This is a genomic window from Azospirillum sp. UENF 111221, from assembly GCF_058780625.1.
The window spans coordinates 787447-802389 of sequence record NZ_JBSNCH010000003.1 but is presented as its reverse complement, the minus strand read 5'-3'; the positions used below and the strand labels follow the sequence as shown (position 1 = coordinate 802389).

Below are 14943 nucleotides of genomic sequence, written 5' to 3'. Positions count from 1 at the left end.
GATCAGGCACATGGCTGAGTTCGATCTGGTGGTGCGCAACGGCACGGTGGTCACGGCCGCCGATGTCAGCCGCTGCGACATTGGCATCAAGGACGGCCGCATCGTGGCGCTGGCCGAACGGCTCGACACGTCCGGACAGGTCCTCGACGCCTCCGGCAGGCTGGTGATGCCGGGCGGCATCGACAGTCACGTCCACATCGCGCAGGACGGCGACGACGGCACGATCATGGCCGACGATTTCCGCAGCGGCACGCTCTCCGCGGCCTTCGGCGGCAACACGACGGTCATTCCCTTCGCGCTCCAGCCCAAGGGCAAGTCGCTGCGCGCTGCTGTCCAGAACTACCATGCGCGAGCGGAAGGCCAGTGCCTGACCGACTATTCCTTCCACCTCATCATCTCCGACCCCACCGAGCAGGTGTTGGGCCAGGAACTGCCGGCACTGGTGCAGGACGGCTACACCTCGTTCAAGGTCTTCATGACCTATGACGATTTGAAGTTGAACGACCGCGAGCTGCTGGAGGTGTTCGACGTCGCCCGGCGCGAGAAGGCGCTGGTGATGGTCCATGCCGAAGGCTACGACGCCATCAAGTTCCTGACCGAGCGGCTGGAGCGGGCCGGCCGCACCGATCCCTACTACCACGCCGAATCCCGTCCGATCCCGGTGGAGCGCGAGGCGACCCACCGTGCCATCTCCTTCGCCGAGATCGTCGACGTGCCGATCATGATCGTCCACGTCTCGTCCGCCGACGCCATCGAACAGATCCGCTGGGCGCAGAGCCGCGGCCTGAAGGTCTATGCCGAAACCTGCACCCAATATCTGACCCTGACGGCCGAAGACCTGAAGGGGCTGAACATGGAGGGCGCCAAATACGTTTGCAGCCCGCCGCCGCGCGACAAGGAAAGCCAGGACGCCTGCTGGACCGGCCTGCAATCGGGGCTGTTCTCGGTCTTCTCCTCCGACCATTGCCCGTTCCGCTTCGACAGCCCCGCCGGCAAGAAGAAGCAGGGCGAGCGGACGGCCTTCAAATGGGTTCCCAACGGCATCCCCGGCGTCGAGGTGCGGCTGCCGATCCTGTTCTCCGAAGGGGTGGGGAAGGGACGGATTTCCTTGCAGGAGTTCGTCGCCCTGACATCCACCAACCATGCCCGGATGTACGGCCTTGCCCCCCGCAAGGGCAGCATCGCCATCGGGGCGGATGCTGACCTCGTCCTGTGGGATCCCGACCGCAAGGTGACGATCACCCAGGAGCTGATGCATCACGGGGCCGACTACACGCCTTATGAAGGCATGGAGGTGACGGGCTGGCCCGAAACCGTCCTGCTGCGCGGCACCGTCATCATCGACAAGGGCGTCCAGACCGGCAAGTCTGGCGATGGCCGGTTCCTGCACCGGTCGATCTCGCCCTTCGCGGCACCGCGCGGCCGCCGCCCGACGCAGTATGACTGAGCGGAGCGCGTAATCAGAGGCGCAGTTGGCGGGGCCGGCCGGCGAGGTAACCGAAGACCCCCGCCGCCAGCGCGATCGCGACGAAGAGCAGGGCGGAGGCGTGCCAGTCGCCGCTCCAGCCATGCAGCAGCCCGACCAGGAAGGGGCCGCTGGACGCCAGGGTATAGCCGACGCTCTGCGACATGCCCGACAGGTGCGATGCGATGCGGCTGTCGGGCGAGCGCAGCACGATCAGGGTCAGTGCCACGGCGAAGGCCCCACCCTGGCCGATGCCGAGGATCGCCGCCCACAGCGCGATGGTCCAGAGCGGAGCGTAGAGGCAGCCGACCATGCCGACGAGGCTGCAACCGAGCATGGAGACGGCGGCGAGGCTCTGGCTCGGGGTGCGGGTCGCCAGCATGGGGGCGACCAGCGCCGCCACCACCTGGACCATGACCGAGCCGGAAACGATCAGCCCCGCCGTCGTCGGGTCGAACCCGCGGTCGCGCAGCATCGGCGCCATCCAGCCGAGCACGATGTAGGCCAAAGCCGATTGCAGCCCCATGAACAGGGTGATCTGCCAGGCCAGGCGGTTGCTCCACAGGCCGCGCACCGATGCGCGGGCAGGGCCGGCCGCGCTCTGGCGTCCACGGGTCAGCGGCAGCCAAGCCACCGCCGCCACCACCGCCGGGACTGCCCAGAAGGCCAGGGCGCCGGTCCATTGCCCGAGCGCCCGCTCCAGCGGCACCGTCGCCCCTGCGGCAATCGCCGCCCCGGCGCAGAGCGCCATGGTGTAGACCCCCATCATCAGGCTGATCTTGCTGGGGAAGTCGCGCTTCACCACGGCCGGCAGAAGCACGCCGATGATGCCGATCCCCGCACCCGCCAGCGTCGCCCCGGCGAACAGTGCCGCGAAATTGCCGACCCCGCGCAGCGCGACGCCAAAGCCCAGGATCAGCAGGGTGAAGAAAATCGTCCGCTCCGTGCCGAAGCGCTGGGCCAGACGCGGGGCGATCACCCCGAACAGGCCGAGGCACAGCACGGGCGACGTCGTCAGCAGCCCGGCCTGCCCGGAACTCAGGCCGGCATCGCGCACCACATCGCCCATCACCGGTGCAAGGCTCGACAGCGCCGGCCGCAGGTTCAGCGCCACCAGCACGAGGGTGACGGCGATCAGCAGCGGATGATGCAGCGCCGAAGTCTCCGCCTGGGCTTGTTGAGTCCGGGCATTCTCCGTCGAATGGGATTCGGGCCGGGTGGCCGCCGGGCCGCCGCTGGGAGTATCGGCGGATCGGCCGGCGGCGCTTTCGATGGTCATGAACAACCTGAACGGCTTTGTTGGCGGGGCCAAGCAATCGACCATTGGTTGCCCGCAGGGTCAACCCGCCCACGCTGCAACCCACCCCAGCGACCGTTGGGACCCGTCACGGGCGGCAAGAAAACGGCAAATCCGGAGCAGACGTTTTGGGGTCAGAGGCACTCGCTCGGTGCAACCGCATTGCGCACGCTTCCGACGACCTCGGCGATCCTGTCCGGGTCGATGGCGTCGCGCCGCGCGCCGCCCTGGCAAAGCGCGCCGCGGAATCCCAGGATCGACGGGCGGAGCGCTGCCAGAGGGCCGATGTCGGCAAGCCTGAGCGACCCCGCCAGCCCGGCCAGTACTCCGGCCCCGCGCGCCTGTCCGATGAAGGCGGCCAGCGCGTCGGCCGACAGATGATCGCGCAGGGTGCGGCCATCCTTCAGGCCGGTGTCCAGCATCACCCCGATGAAGCCGGCATCGGCCATGGCACGGACCAGATCGGGGGTGGGGGCGGTCAGGTCGGCCAGGATGACGCCGACCAGCGCGGCGGCGCCGCGCGCCCGTGCTGCCGCGGCGATGCAGGCAAGCGGATCGCCCCCGGCGCCGATGCCCATCTTCACGATGTCGACACCGGTGGCCGCCGTCCGGGAAACCGCCGCCGTTATGGTTGCCGGGTCCATGGCCAAATCGCCGATGGTGGCGCTGACCGGCCTGCGTCCATCGACCGTTCGCAGGCAGGCCTCGATGATGCCGACTGGCAGCGCACCCAGCGCGCCGTCGTCCGGGTTCTTCAGATCGATCAGGTCGGCGCCGGCCGTCACGGCGATACCGGCTTCCACGGGATTGGTCACGCTGGCGAGCATGCGGATCATGAGAGCACCTGTGGTTTGGCCATATGGTCCGCAGCGGGGCCGGCGGCGGGCGGCTCCGCCGCGGCGAGACTTTCGGACCTGAAGGCCGCCACGCGGTCGGACAGCCAGCCCCAGGCCTCCCGCTCGCGGGCTCCGGCGGTCTTCTCGACGGCGATGGCAAGGTAGGCCATCTCCCGCTCCACCTTCTCCCAGGGAAGCATGTGCAACCGGCTGCACAGGATCGCCGCCTCGATCACGGCGGCGGCGGCACGGTTGTGGCCCTCGAAGGGGCGATGCGCCTCCCGAAGGACGGTCCGGCAATGGAAGCGCGGGCGCACAGGGTCGGGCTCGACCCGGACCACCTCCACCTCCCAGTGGGCGAGGCTGTCGGCCAGACGCACGCCGGCGATGGCGGTTGCCGGCACCAGCGGCCAGTTCCGCCGTCCGGTCAGGCAGCCTGCGAACAGACGCGCATCGTCGGTGAAATTGATCACGGCCCGGCCGGTGGCTTCCAGCGCGTTGAGCGTGACGGACGGGCGGAAGGGCGCGATCACCAGATCGTCAGCGGTCCGCGTTACCCCGAAGGGGGCGATGTGCGGGGTCCCGTCGGCGCCCAGCGTGGTGACGATGGTCTCGAGTATCATGATGCCTTTCCACAGGCCCGCCGCCGCTCCTGCAAGGTGGTGCCCGCCGCCTTGAAGCCGTGGGGGTCGCTGCCCGCCTCCGCCTCCGGCATTGCCTCCACCGTGCAGCCCCAGGCGAGATCCTCATCCTGGACGTAGCGCTTGCCGAGCTGCCAGGCGAGGAAGGCCTTCTGCAACTCCACCCCCATGTAGAAGGCATGTCCGCCGTCGTCCGCCAGCCCGAGCAGGGGATAGAGCTGGTAAGGGTCGGTCGCCACATGGTGGCCGTCGCGGTTGTAGACATGGACCCCGTCCTCCGCCACCTCGACCCGGAAGGAGGGGTCGCGAATGTTGCGGGCGGTCTCCGCGATCTCCGCCGGCGTGACGGCGAAGGGGCGGCGGTCGCGCAGGGCCATCAGCCCGTCGTCGATGCCCTTCGGCAGGCTGCCGCTTTCCGATGCAGCATGCATGATCCGCCGCGCCCGGTCGGCCTCGCGCACCGCGGTGCGGGCATGCGGGCTGACCTGAAGGGTGAGGACGGCGTTTATCGACAGTTCCGACACCATGCCCATCAGCAGCGCCGTCGTGCCGGTGGTGTCGGCGTCGGTCAGTTCGGTCAGGTTGCCGATGCCCATCAGCATCCCGATGTCGGGGTAGCGCCGGCGCAGCTCGTGATAGCGCACCACCAACTCCGTGAAGCCGTAATGGATGGGGTCGAGCACCGGGTCGGCCAGGAAACGCCGGCCGGCGGCCCGCAGGCGGTCGACGGCGCGGCACAGCGACTCCAGGTCGCGCGGCTTGGCCGGGACCAGGATCGGGGTGGCGTCCGTCCGGTCCAGCACCCACAGCGTGTCCTCGCTGAGGCTGAGCAGGTACGAGGCGCCGGCCGCCGCCCCGCGCAGCAGCTCGTCGGGGTCGGCGCTGTCGACGCTGACGCTGTGGCCGGCGGCGACCAGGGCGGAAACGGCGGTCTCCAGCCCCTCGAACCGTTCACCCGGCTGGCAGCCCAGATCGATGACGTCGGCGCCGTCGCGGCGCAGCCTTGCGGCGGTCTCCAGCAGAGTGTCGACGGAACGGCGGGGAGCGTCGACGATCTCGGCGAAGATCGTCACCGCATGGGCGCTCAGGTCGGCCTGCGCCGCCCTCCCGCCGAGATAGGCGGGAATGTCGCGCAGCTCCTCCGGCCCGCGTTCGAAGGCGACGCCGAAATGAGCGGACAATGCCGCCAGATCGCAGCGCGTCCGGCCGGGCAGGAGCACGCGCGCGCCGGGGGGCGGGGGCGGCAGGCGGCGCCTGATCAGCTCCTCGGTCATCAGGGCGGCGACGCTGACGCCGATCTGCACCACGTCGAAGCGGAAGGGGGCGGGCGCCATCCCGTCGAGCATCGCCCGCAGGCGCGGCTCCGCCAGCTTTCCGGTCACGAAGACGAGGTGGTCAGACATTCAAGGCGCGCCTTCAGCGCGGATTCGAGGTCGGGAACGGTTTCGACGACGGTGGTCGCCTCGAATCCGCGCAGCCGTTCGACATTCTCCAGGTCGATGCGCCGGGGATAGACCGGCACCATGCCGTGCGGCGCCTCGGTCATCATTTCCGGCGCGGTGTCGCAGGCGAAGACGATGCAGGGCACCCGGCATTTGCCGGCCTGGGCGAAGGCGTTGGTCGGCAGCGTGTCGGAAATCCCCTGCACGCATTTGGCGACTGTGTTGGAGGTCGCCGGCCCCACCACCAGCGTGTGGTATTCGCCGAAATAGAACCGTCCGATCTGCGGGGCGCTGGCAGCCCGGTCGCGGAACAGGCGGGTGCCGGGAGGAAAGTTGCCGTCGCGGCGGCGGTACATCCGCATGACCTCCTCGGCCGCCTTGCTGAGGAAGACGTCGAGCGGCGCCAGCCGCGCCATCAGGTCCAGCGTCTCCTTGATGTAATGGCCCGACCCGGTCAGCGCCCAGGCCAGCCGCGGCGGCGCCGGCGGAGGAGCGATGCTGTTCATACCCGCACGCTTGGCAGGGGTTCGACCTCCGGGCAGCGCAGCAGGGCGCAGCCGGGAGCGGCGCGACCCGCCAGCGCCTCCTCCATCAGGAGGTGGTTGTCGCGATGGATGCACCAGCTCTCGCCGGCGAAGCGGGCGCGCCAGAGCGGGAAAGCGGCATCGACCAGCCCGTCGCGGGCGAGCGACGCCGCATCGGTCGCCGCACAGGGGCAGGGCCCCGACTTGACCAGCACCAGCGCCGCCGCGTCCAGTTCCACCGCCAGCCATGCCGCGAGGCTGTCGGAGGTGACCTCCCAGCTTTCGGCAATCTCGGGCTGGTCGAGCGCCATGGCGGACGGCAGCCACACCGCCGGCATCCGCGCCCGGATCAGCGAGCGCAAACGCTCGCGCGTCGCCGCAGTGTGCAGGGTCGGGCATATGCCGTGCAGCATCAGCCCGAACTGCTCCATCGCCAGCAGGGCCATGCGGTGGGCGAGACGGTCGTCGAAGCGCCAATTGTCCTGGGCATCGCGCACGGCGTCGGCGAAGGGACCGCCACCCGGCACGATGACCACGGGATGGAGATGGCCGGGCCGGGCGATCAGGTCCAGCCAGGTTCCCAGCCGGTGCCAGTCGGACAGGCTGCCGCCGATCTTGATCACCCAGGGCCGCGCCGCGGGGGGTGGGGATCCGTCCTCTGGCGATGCGTTGGCCGTCATCGGGTCAGATCCGCCGGTCCGCCATCGCCAGCGGGCGGCGCGACGCCGGCAGGGGTTGGCCCGGCATCTGGTCACGCGTCCGCTCCAGCCGGATGCCCGGCACCGCGACGCCGTCATAGATGTCCAGTTTCGCCACCGACACACGGGCCGACTGCACCTGTCCGTGGGCAAGGCACATGCGGGCGATCTTTTCCGCCAGCATCTCTACAAGGTTGGTGTGCTCGTCCATCAGGATCCGCTTCAGCCCGGACAGCAGATCGTCGTAGGAGAGCACGTCGCCGATGTCGTCGGAGAACTGGGCGCCGTCCTGGCGCACCTGCAGCAGAAGGTCGATGCGCACCCGCTGTGGCGCGTCGCGCTCATAATCGAAGACGCCGATCCGGCAAGGCAGGACCACGTTTTCCAGGAACAGCTCGTAGAGGCCGGCGGGGATGGTGGACGGGCCGGAGCCGGCGGCGGTCAGGCCACGCGCGCATTGGGCGGAAAGAATCGCGTCTAGCATCGGTGCCGTCCTCCTGGCTGTTGTCCGGCGGGGCCGAGCGTGGATCTGGTGTCGGGCGGGCCGCATTTGTACCTTACCGACATCCGGAGGGCTGCATCTGCTCGAAAGCGACAGCAATCTGGCGATTTCCGCCGCCCCATGCCCGTTCCCCCGATCCGGTCCCGCTTGACCGTCCGCCCCCGCTGCGGTGTCAGCTCAGTCCGGCGAACTCATGCGCGGCGGCGAGCGGGCTGTGCCGCTGGCTCTGCCGGTCGCTGCGCGGTGCGATGCCGAAATGGTCGCGGTAGCATTTGCTGAAATGGGTGGCGGAGATGAAGCCGCAGCTAATCGACACCTCCATCACCGACATGCGGGTCTGGCACAGCAGCTGCCGCGCCCGCTTCATCCGGAGGCCGAGATAGTATTTGGCCGGCGAGCAGTTCATGTATTTGCGGAACAGCCGTTCCAGATTACGGCGGGATTGGCCGAGTTCCGCGGCAAGCGTCAGCAGATCGAGCGGTTCCTCGATGTTGGCCTGCATCACCGCCACCGCGGCGTGGAGATCCTCGTGGTCAAGCACCGGATTGGCTTGCAGTTCTTCCTGCTGGCGGATACTGCCCGCGCGGATCTTGGTGTGCAGAAGCTGCTCGGCGATGTCCATTGCCAGCTTCTCGCCATGGCGGGCGGCGATCAGGTGCAGCATCATGTCGGTGGCGGCGGTGCCGCCCGCGCAGGTGAAGCGGTTGCGGTCGATGGTGAACAGCTCGCCCGTCGCTTCGATCTCCGGGAAGGTTTCGGCGAAGCCGGCCATGTTCTCCCAATGGATGGTGCAGCGGTAGCCGTTCAGCAGGCCGGCGCGGGCCAGGATGTGGCTGGCGGTACAGAGGGCGCCGAAGGCAATTCCCTGGGCGGCCGAACGCCGCATCCATGAGAACATCGCCCGATCCTCGTACCAGTGGCCGCCGATGCCGCTGCACACCATCACCGTGGACAACGGCGGGCAGTCGGCGATGGCGTCTGCGATGGCATGGTCGACGCAGATGCCGATGCCGTTGCTGGCCCGCTGAACGCCGCCGGTCGGCGAGAGCAGCACCCAGCGATACAACTCCTTTCCGCTGATGTGATTGGCGAGGCGGAGAGGCTCAACCGCCGCGGTGAACGCGATCATGGAAAAATCGGGAACCAGGAGAAAACCGACCGTGTCGGCCTGGGAAACGCCGGATTGCTGCTCGCTGCACTTCATTGTCCCGTGCCCCTCTTCCGCTTTCCTGTTCGTATCGTGGGTCGCGAATGGTCGGCGAACACGCTGTTTACCCGCGGCCTTGTTTGCAGTGGCGGCCGCGTTCGGATGGGCGGGGATCGATCCCTTTGCGCACCATCAAGTTTTTATGACAAGCAGCCTACGCAGGTCGGGGCCCTGCGACATTGAACAAAGCGGACATAATCCTTGAAGGAGCGCGACGTTGACCGAGTCGGGATTGTTTTTCATGCAAATAATCCGGTGATAAGAACAATAGCACCGTCCGGCGGAGCAACCACTCACTCTCTATGAGGTAGCCCCTCTTGGCGTGGACTGCCGCCGCTTGCCGACCGTCGACGAGCGAGCCTTCACAGGCAGGCCAGAATCTCGCCGCGCCCACCGAATCCACGGTCGCCGAGCCAGCGACGTACCTGTCCGGTCAGGCCCCGGCAGGTGGGCGGCGCTTCGTTAAGCCCTGACAGGTGATTGTCCAGAAGCGACAGGAAAGGCAGCCGGTTGAGGCCGCAATCGGCAAACCCCGGCAGCGGATCGATCTCGCCGCGGAACAGGATGGTGCCGTTTCGCATGCCATGGCCGGTGAAGGTACCCGGCCTGCCGCCGATCACCAGGCTGCCGGCAGTCATGTGCAGGGCGGCGTAGGCGCCGGCATCGCCGCCGACGGCGATCAGCCCGCGACGCATGCGCGCGCCGGCGCGGTCGCCGCACGCGCCATGGACCAGGATCCGCCCGCCGGTCATTCCCGCCCGCTCGCCGGGGAGGGCGCCGCCCAGCTCGCTGCCGGCGTCGCCCCGGACGATCAACTCGCCGCCGCGCATGGAGGCACCCGCTGCCAGCCCTGCCGACGCCTCAACCAGCAGGGAGCCGCCGCTCATGCCGGTGCCGGCGCGGTGGCCGACCGGTCCGGCGACCCGGATGGTGCCGCCGGCCAGCCCCGCCCCGACGAAATCGAGCCGCCCGTCGCCCTCCAGTTCGACGGTGTCACCGGGGCTGCCCGACAGGTCGAACACATCGCCCACCGCGACATGGCCCCGGCCGAGACGCAACGGCAGCGCGGCGATCTCCGCCAAACTCAGCTCCGCCAGCCGGTGCGGCAGCAGGGGGGAGGCGTCGATGCGGCCGGTCAGCGGGCCTTTCAGACGGAAGCTCAGCACGCTCATGGCAGCAGCTCGTGAAGATGGAAATGATGGCGGCCCAGCTTGCCGCCGTAATTGCCGGCGGTGACGCCCCAGACGCCTGAGCCGCGGCCGCGTTCGATCAGGCATTTCAGCCCGGCCGTGGTGGCGGCGGCGACGTCGGCGGCGGTCAGCCCGTCGATGACGATCTCCAGCACCGATTCGACCTCGGCCGGCAGGAGTGAGCGCGGCAGGCCGCGCAGCGTCGGGCAATAGGCATCGTTGGTGGAGGCCGGCATCCCCTTGTACTTCGCCCCGATCTTGGAGCCGGAGCGGACGACCCCGCCGGGGAAGGGCAGCACCACATTGGGCACGGCGCGCATGGCATCCGCCGCCGCTTCCGCTGCCTCCAGCGCGGCCATCCGTGCATCGGCGAGGATCAGCAGGTTGCCGCCGCCGACTGCGGGCACGCTCCAGCTCGATTCCTCGCACAGGAACTCGCCGTCCATCACCGGGATGCGCCAGTAGCGCCGGCCGCCGAGCAGTTTCGACATCTGCTGGCCGTCGCCGAAATAGCGTAGCTTCCGGCCCAGCGGGATCGAATCCTCCTTCACCCCGCGCGGCACGCCGGCGAAGCAGGCGGTGCCGGGGCAGGTCAGGATGCATTGGCCGACGCGGGTCTCCACCTGCTTTCCCAGCACGCTGCGCCCGGTGGCGAAGAACAGCAGGGCGACGCCGGGGCGCCCGTCGGGGGTTTCCTCCGGCGCCAGTTCCCGCTCGATCCCGGCCTCGCAGCCGCAGGCGATGACCGAGGTGGCGAAACCGGTGGCAGCCATGCCGGCATGGCGCGCCCAGGCCGGTGTGTCGGCGGTCACGATCAGCCGGGTCGCCTTCATGTCGAAGGCCTCGGCATAGCTGTTTTCGATGTGGATGCCGTTCAGAAGCATGGGTCGGACGCCGTCAGGATCGGAACGATGGACAGGCCGCCGCGGCCATGGTCGAGGATCTCGCCGTCCGCGATGCGGAAGTTGCCGAGCCGCACGGTCTGGTGATCTTCGAACCATGGTTTCAGCCGCCGTTCGATGGCGGGGTCGAAGTCCGGCCGGACAACGATGGTGTCGCCCCAGCCGGTCGCAGTCAGCTCCCCGTTCCGTGCCACCGGCCGACCGTTCTTGAACACCCAGGCGGGGGCCGCGAACATAGCCTCGCGGTCGGGCAAATCGTCATAGACCACCACGTCGGCGACGGCGCCGGGGCGCAGGTGGCCGCGGTCGCGCAGCCCCAGCACGCGGGCTGGGCCGGAGCGGGTCATGATGGCGATCTCGTCGAGCGTGTATTCGCGCTCGATGGAACCGAGCCGGCTGTGCGCGGCGACATCGGGATTGATCCGCGCCAACTGCTCGTTGCGGAAGCTGCGGTCCATCAGCAACCGGATCAAATGCGGATAGCTGGTGAAGGGGCCGCCGTTCGGATGGTCGGTGGTCAGATAGACCCGCCAGGGGTCCTCGATCAGCAGGAACAGCTCCAGCCCGATCGCCCATTGCAAGGCGTTGACGAATGCCTTGTCGCGGTAGCGGAACGGCACCAGCCCGCAGCCACCGTCGCATTCGATATCGGTGCACACCCATTTGCGCGGGCTGGCGAGGCCGCTGTTGCGGAACTGCGACATGATGTCGGCCGAGGCAGTGATGGTCTGACCGAAGATGATCTGGCCGACATCGACAGAGATGTTCGGGCTGCGGTTCACCGCCTCAGCGATCTCGGCGGCGGCCGAGGAGAAGCGGCGGTCGCCTTCCGTCCCGTAACTGTGGAATTGCAGGTGGGTCAGGTGGGCGGGCAACCCGTCCAGTGCGGCGATGGTCTCGCGCGTCACCGCTTCATTGCCGGGGATGCCCAGATTGTTGCAGTGGATGTGCAGCGGATGAGGCACTCCGAGGTCGGACAGCGATGTGGCCAGCGTGGTCAGGATGCGGCGTGGCGTGATGCCGTAATGGGGATGCGCCTCGTCCAGATCCAGGCGGCGCTGGTTGAACTTGAAGGCGCTGATGCCGCCGGGATTCACCACCTTGACGCCGACCGCCTGGGTGGCGTGGAGAATCCAGGCGACATAGTCGTTGACCTCCGACTGCGTCGCCCCGGCGGCCAGCCGCTCCAGCAGGAAATCGTCGTTGCCGAGGACGGCGTAGCAGCCCTTGTCGATGATCGGAATGTCGGCCAGTTCCAGATGGGTGTGGCGCGCGTTGGAGGGCAGCATCGCAGGCTCGAAGGCTGCGGTGTAGCCCATCTCGGCATAGCGGTAGCCGGTGACGAAGCTGGATGGGGTGAACAGGCCGCTGCCGGAGCGGCGCAGCCCGTCGGGGCCGCTGGCATGCTCGCGATGCTCCTCCGGGAGAAGCAGGCGGGCGAGGTTCACCTTGCCGCCGCCGATGTGGCTGTGGATGTCGATAGCCCCGGCCATGACGATGCGACCTTCCAGATCGATCACCTCGCCGATGCGGGCTTCCTGCGGAGGCGTCGCAGCGATGCGGCCGTCCTTCAGGTACAGGTCACGCAACCTGCCACCGTCGGTGCTCTCGGTCGGATCGCAGACGCGACCGCCGCGCAGCAGGGTGTAGGCGTCAGACATGCGCTGTCTCCCGAAACCGAATGGGGAGATGGGAGGAGGGGAGGCGGTCGAGCAGGGCGCTCAGCACCGACGCGGCCGATGGAAGCGTCATGGCGGTCGTTCGCAAGCGGCGCAGCGGCAGGGCGGCGACGCCGTCGCCGCGGTGGATGCTGCCGGAATGGTCGAGGCCGGGGATGGCGACCGGGATCAGCACCTCCGGGTCGCGGGGCAACGGCTGTCCGGGGCGGGCCAGCACGATCATCGGCGTGCGGGTGTCCGGCAGTTCCGCGCCGTTCAGGGCCGAAAGCCAGACCAGCGCATCGACCTCGCCCCCGGCCAGCAGGCTTTTCAGCCGATAGCGCAGCGGATCGTGTTCCGGCGGGCCGGCCCCCAGGCGGGAGCGCAGCGGCACGCCATATTGCCAAGCGCACACGTAGTTGGCGCCCAGCGCGTTGCCCTTGCCGCCCAGGGGCAAGCCGGCGCAGCGGGTGGAGGCGTTGGCGGTCACCACCAATCGGTTGAAGGCCTCGATGGCGACATCGCCTGCCGCCGGGTCCAGCGTGGCGGCGACCCAGCCGACGACGCCGAAGCGCGCCTCCCGCAGCGCCACGGCGACGCGGGCGAGATCCTCCATAGCGATGGAGCCCACCCGGCCGCCGCGGGGTGTTTCGCCGGCCACCAGCTGAGACAGGGCGGCGGCGATGGCAGAGGCGTGCGTCAGGTCGGCGCTAAGCCGCTCGAACCCGTCCGGTACCGGTCCGTCGTTGGGACCGATCAGGAAGCCGCGCGCCGCGCCGGCATCGCGGAACAGGGCTGTCGGCGGACGGACGATGCGGTCGAACAGGCGGGGGACATGGCGCTCGAACTCGGTTCCGAACAGGACGAACAGGTCGGCACGGTTGCGAATTTCGCCGAAGGTGGCGGTCATGGCGCCGGTCACCTGGAGCGCGCGCAGGCCGTGGAACAGGCTGTCGGACGCGGCGTGGTCCACCACCGCACCCAGCCGCTCCGCCAGCGCCAGGGCCGCGGAGACTCCCTCGGTGTCGGCGGCGAGCCCCCCGACGGCCGGCGAGGCCGCATCGCGCAGCAAGGCCGCCGCGGCGTCCAGCGCTTCGTCGAGTGGAACGGCGCGGCCTTTGATAAAGCAGTGGGCCGGCAATGTCGGAAGGGCGAACAGGGTGCGCGCCCGTGCGCAGCCGTTGTCGGTCACCCTGAGCTGTCCTGTGCCATCGCGTGCGATTGCAAGGTCATCGCAGGCCATTGCGCAGAATGGGCAAACGACATCGCTCATGGGCGGTGGGAGGTCATTCCCGCCGAGTCCATAGTCCATATCCCAAACTCCGCGCATGATGTCGAGTGTAGAAGGTTATATTAAATAATATTAGGCATGAAATTTCAGTTCATATTCTTTACGGAAATGAATAAATCGGATCCGATATTTAAAGATTTTCAGAATATAATCTGTTTTCTGTTGTTGTTCTCATTGATTTTGCCGCCGCCAATTTTATTATGTGCGAAAGGCGGCTGGTCGCCTTGGCTTTTGCGACAGGTAGGCCATGATTTGCGGCGAACAGCGCATGACAGTCGACACGGTGCGGGTGGAGGTGCCCGCCCGGCTGCATCTTGGGTTTCTCGACATGGAGGGCGGCTTGGGCCGGCGCTTCGGCAGCCTGGGCCTGACGCTCGACGGGCTGGGAACGGACCTGATGTTGATGCGCGGGAAATCCGGAAGCGATGTTCCTGTCGGTCCGGACTGCCGGGCGGCGGGGTATCTCGACCGGCTGTGCGGGGCGCTGGGCGTGGAAAACCGCTTTTCCCTGCGGTTGGGTCGGACCATCCCGTCCCATTCCGGGCTGGGGTCGGGCACCCAGCTGGCGCTGGCCGTCGGGGCGGCCCTGTCGGCGATGACCGGCCGGCCGCTGCCGCCGCGCCGGGTCGCCAGCCTGCTGGACCGGGGGGCGCGGTCGGCATCGGCGTCGGTGCGTTCGAACAGGGCGGCGTCATTCTGGACGGCGGCAAGGGTGCGCTCGACGAGCCGCCTCCCGTCATCAGCCGCATGGCTCTGCCGGAGGCGTGGCGCATGCTGCTGGTGTTCGACGATGCCAACCGCGGCCTGTCCGGCACGGCTGAGACGGTCGCCTTCCGCGATCTGCCCCCCTTTCCGGCGGACAAGGCGGCCTATCTGTGCCGGCTGGCGTTGATGGTCGGGCTGCCGGCGCTGGCGGAAGGGGATGCCATGCGGTTCGGCGCCGCCGTGACCGAACTCCAGAGCGTGGTCGGCGACCATTTCGCCCCGGCCCAGGGCGGGCGCTTCAGCAGCCTGGATGTGGCTGAGGTTCTGCGGTGGCTCCCAGTGGCCGGCGCCGCGGAAGTCGGGCAGAGTTCCTGGGGGCCGACCGGCTTTGCCGTCTTCGGCGATGCGGCATCGGCGGAGCGGGCGGCGGAGGGCGCGCAGGCGCGCTGGCGGACGCGGCCCAACCTGCGTTTCGTCGTCTGCCGGGGGCGGAATCACGGGGCGGTGGTGGAGACCTTCTCCGGTCAGAAAGTAGTCGCTGCCGGATATAAAACAGTCGCAAAAAAGACAGCTTGAACCCGTGAG

General features: G+C 68.5%; 15 protein-coding genes. 3 read left to right on the top strand and 12 right to left on the bottom strand.

Going from position 1 to position 14943, the window contains the following annotated elements; translation table 11 throughout:
- The first annotated feature begins 10 nt into the window (after positions 1-10).
- The gene (gene hydA / locus ACWPN3_RS11785) at positions 11-1447 is read left to right on the top strand and encodes a dihydropyrimidinase (RefSeq protein ID WP_492242933.1); all 1437 of its coding nucleotides are present in this window, start codon (positions 11-13) and stop codon (positions 1445-1447) included.
- Positions 1448-1460: 13 nt separating this feature from the next.
- Here hydA and ACWPN3_RS11780 read toward each other — a convergent pair whose 3' ends face one another.
- From ACWPN3_RS11780 to ACWPN3_RS11725, 12 genes are all read right to left on the bottom strand, one after another.
- On the bottom strand, positions 1461-2744 hold the full coding sequence (locus ACWPN3_RS11780) for a CynX/NimT family MFS transporter (RefSeq protein WP_492261403.1): 1284 nt from the start codon (positions 2742-2744) through the stop codon (positions 1461-1463).
- 152 nt (positions 2745-2896) lie between these two features.
- Positions 2897-3598 (bottom strand): (5-formylfuran-3-yl)methyl phosphate synthase, encoded by a 702-nt coding sequence (locus tag ACWPN3_RS11775; RefSeq protein ID WP_492242931.1) that lies wholly within the window; start codon positions 3596-3598, stop codon positions 2897-2899.
- Positions 3595-4221: a DUF447 domain-containing protein gene (locus ACWPN3_RS11770; RefSeq protein ID WP_492242930.1), complete on the bottom strand. Its 627-nt coding sequence runs from the start codon at positions 4219-4221 to the stop codon at positions 3595-3597. Before ACWPN3_RS11770 ends, ACWPN3_RS11775 begins: the two co-directional genes overlap by 4 nt.
- A complete protein-coding gene (locus ACWPN3_RS11765; protein ID WP_492261402.1) occupies positions 4218-5642 on the bottom strand; it encodes a DUF6513 domain-containing protein in 1425 nt (474 codons plus the stop codon). The genes ACWPN3_RS11770 and ACWPN3_RS11765 overlap by 4 nt, the downstream gene beginning before the upstream one ends.
- Positions 5618-6187: a flavoprotein gene (locus tag ACWPN3_RS11760; protein ID WP_492242928.1), complete on the bottom strand. Its 570-nt coding sequence runs from the start codon at positions 6185-6187 to the stop codon at positions 5618-5620. Before ACWPN3_RS11760 ends, ACWPN3_RS11765 begins: the two co-directional genes overlap by 25 nt.
- Positions 6184-6885, bottom strand: coding sequence for an amino acid kinase family protein (locus tag ACWPN3_RS11755; RefSeq protein ID WP_492242927.1), 702 nt, complete (start codon positions 6883-6885; stop codon positions 6184-6186). The genes ACWPN3_RS11760 and ACWPN3_RS11755 overlap by 4 nt, the downstream gene beginning before the upstream one ends.
- 4 nt (positions 6886-6889) lie before the next feature.
- Positions 6890-7387, bottom strand: coding sequence for a dihydroneopterin aldolase (locus ACWPN3_RS11750; RefSeq protein WP_492242926.1), 498 nt, complete (start codon positions 7385-7387; stop codon positions 6890-6892).
- Positions 7388-7577: 190 nt separating this feature from the next.
- Positions 7578-8534 (bottom strand): GlxA family transcriptional regulator, encoded by a 957-nt coding sequence (locus ACWPN3_RS11745; RefSeq protein ID WP_247872867.1) that lies wholly within the window; start codon positions 8532-8534, stop codon positions 7578-7580.
- A 440-nt stretch (positions 8535-8974) separates the two neighbouring features.
- Entirely contained in the window at positions 8975-9784 is an 810-nt protein-coding gene (locus ACWPN3_RS11740) for a formylmethanofuran dehydrogenase subunit C (protein ID WP_492242925.1), read from the bottom strand.
- A complete protein-coding gene (gene fhcD, locus ACWPN3_RS11735; RefSeq protein WP_492261401.1) occupies positions 9781-10686 on the bottom strand; it encodes a formylmethanofuran--tetrahydromethanopterin N-formyltransferase in 906 nt (301 codons plus the stop codon). Before fhcD ends, ACWPN3_RS11740 begins: the two co-directional genes overlap by 4 nt.
- The gene (locus tag ACWPN3_RS11730; RefSeq protein ID WP_492242924.1) at positions 10677-12365 is read right to left on the bottom strand and encodes a formylmethanofuran dehydrogenase subunit A; all 1689 of its coding nucleotides are present in this window, start codon (positions 12363-12365) and stop codon (positions 10677-10679) included. The genes fhcD and ACWPN3_RS11730 overlap by 10 nt, the downstream gene beginning before the upstream one ends.
- On the bottom strand, positions 12358-13554 hold the full coding sequence (locus ACWPN3_RS11725; RefSeq protein WP_492242923.1) for a formylmethanofuran dehydrogenase: 1197 nt from the start codon (positions 13552-13554) through the stop codon (positions 12358-12360). The genes ACWPN3_RS11730 and ACWPN3_RS11725 overlap by 8 nt, the downstream gene beginning before the upstream one ends.
- 346 nt (positions 13555-13900) lie before the next feature.
- Here ACWPN3_RS11725 and ACWPN3_RS11720 point away from each other — a divergent pair, with 346 nt between their 5' ends.
- Together ACWPN3_RS11720 and ACWPN3_RS11715 are read left to right on the top strand one after the other, a co-directional pair.
- On the top strand, positions 13901-14545 hold the full coding sequence (locus ACWPN3_RS11720; protein ID WP_492261400.1) for a GHMP family kinase ATP-binding protein: 645 nt from the start codon (positions 13901-13903) through the stop codon (positions 14543-14545).
- Positions 14434-14934, top strand: coding sequence for a hypothetical protein (locus ACWPN3_RS11715; RefSeq protein WP_492261430.1), 501 nt, complete (start codon positions 14434-14436; stop codon positions 14932-14934). The genes ACWPN3_RS11720 and ACWPN3_RS11715 overlap by 112 nt, the downstream gene beginning before the upstream one ends.
- Positions 14935-14943: the final 9 nt, after the last annotated feature.

Excerpts from the sequence above, each read along its gene's own strand:
- ACWPN3_RS11720 (WP_492261400.1), top strand. The coding sequence starts at position 13,901 with ATGATTTGCGGCGAACAGCGCATGACAGTCGACACGGTGCGGGTGGAG.
- ACWPN3_RS11780 (WP_492261403.1), bottom strand. The coding sequence starts at position 2,744 with ATGACCATCGAAAGCGCCGCCGGCCGATCCGCCGATACTCCCAGCGGC.
- ACWPN3_RS11755 (WP_492242927.1), bottom strand. The coding sequence starts at position 6,885 with ATGACGGCCAACGCATCGCCAGAGGACGGATCCCCACCCCCCGCGGCG.
- ACWPN3_RS11745 (WP_247872867.1), bottom strand. The coding sequence starts at position 8,534 with ATGATCGCGTTCACCGCGGCGGTTGAGCCTCTCCGCCTCGCCAATCAC.
- fhcD (WP_492261401.1), bottom strand. The coding sequence starts at position 10,686 with ATGCTTCTGAACGGCATCCACATCGAAAACAGCTATGCCGAGGCCTTC.
- ACWPN3_RS11760 (WP_492242928.1), bottom strand. The coding sequence starts at position 6,187 with ATGAACAGCATCGCTCCTCCGCCGGCGCCGCCGCGGCTGGCCTGGGCG.
- hydA (WP_492242933.1), top strand. The coding sequence starts at position 11 with ATGGCTGAGTTCGATCTGGTGGTGCGCAACGGCACGGTGGTCACGGCC.
- ACWPN3_RS11775 (WP_492242931.1), bottom strand. The coding sequence starts at position 3,598 with ATGATCCGCATGCTCGCCAGCGTGACCAATCCCGTGGAAGCCGGTATC.
- ACWPN3_RS11765 (WP_492261402.1), bottom strand. The coding sequence starts at position 5,642 with ATGTCTGACCACCTCGTCTTCGTGACCGGAAAGCTGGCGGAGCCGCGC.
- ACWPN3_RS11730 (WP_492242924.1), bottom strand. The coding sequence starts at position 12,365 with ATGTCTGACGCCTACACCCTGCTGCGCGGCGGTCGCGTCTGCGATCCG.
- ACWPN3_RS11770 (WP_492242930.1), bottom strand. The coding sequence starts at position 4,221 with ATGATACTCGAGACCATCGTCACCACGCTGGGCGCCGACGGGACCCCG.
- ACWPN3_RS11750 (WP_492242926.1), bottom strand. The coding sequence starts at position 7,387 with ATGCTAGACGCGATTCTTTCCGCCCAATGCGCGCGTGGCCTGACCGCC.
- ACWPN3_RS11740 (WP_492242925.1), bottom strand. The coding sequence starts at position 9,784 with ATGAGCGTGCTGAGCTTCCGTCTGAAAGGCCCGCTGACCGGCCGCATC.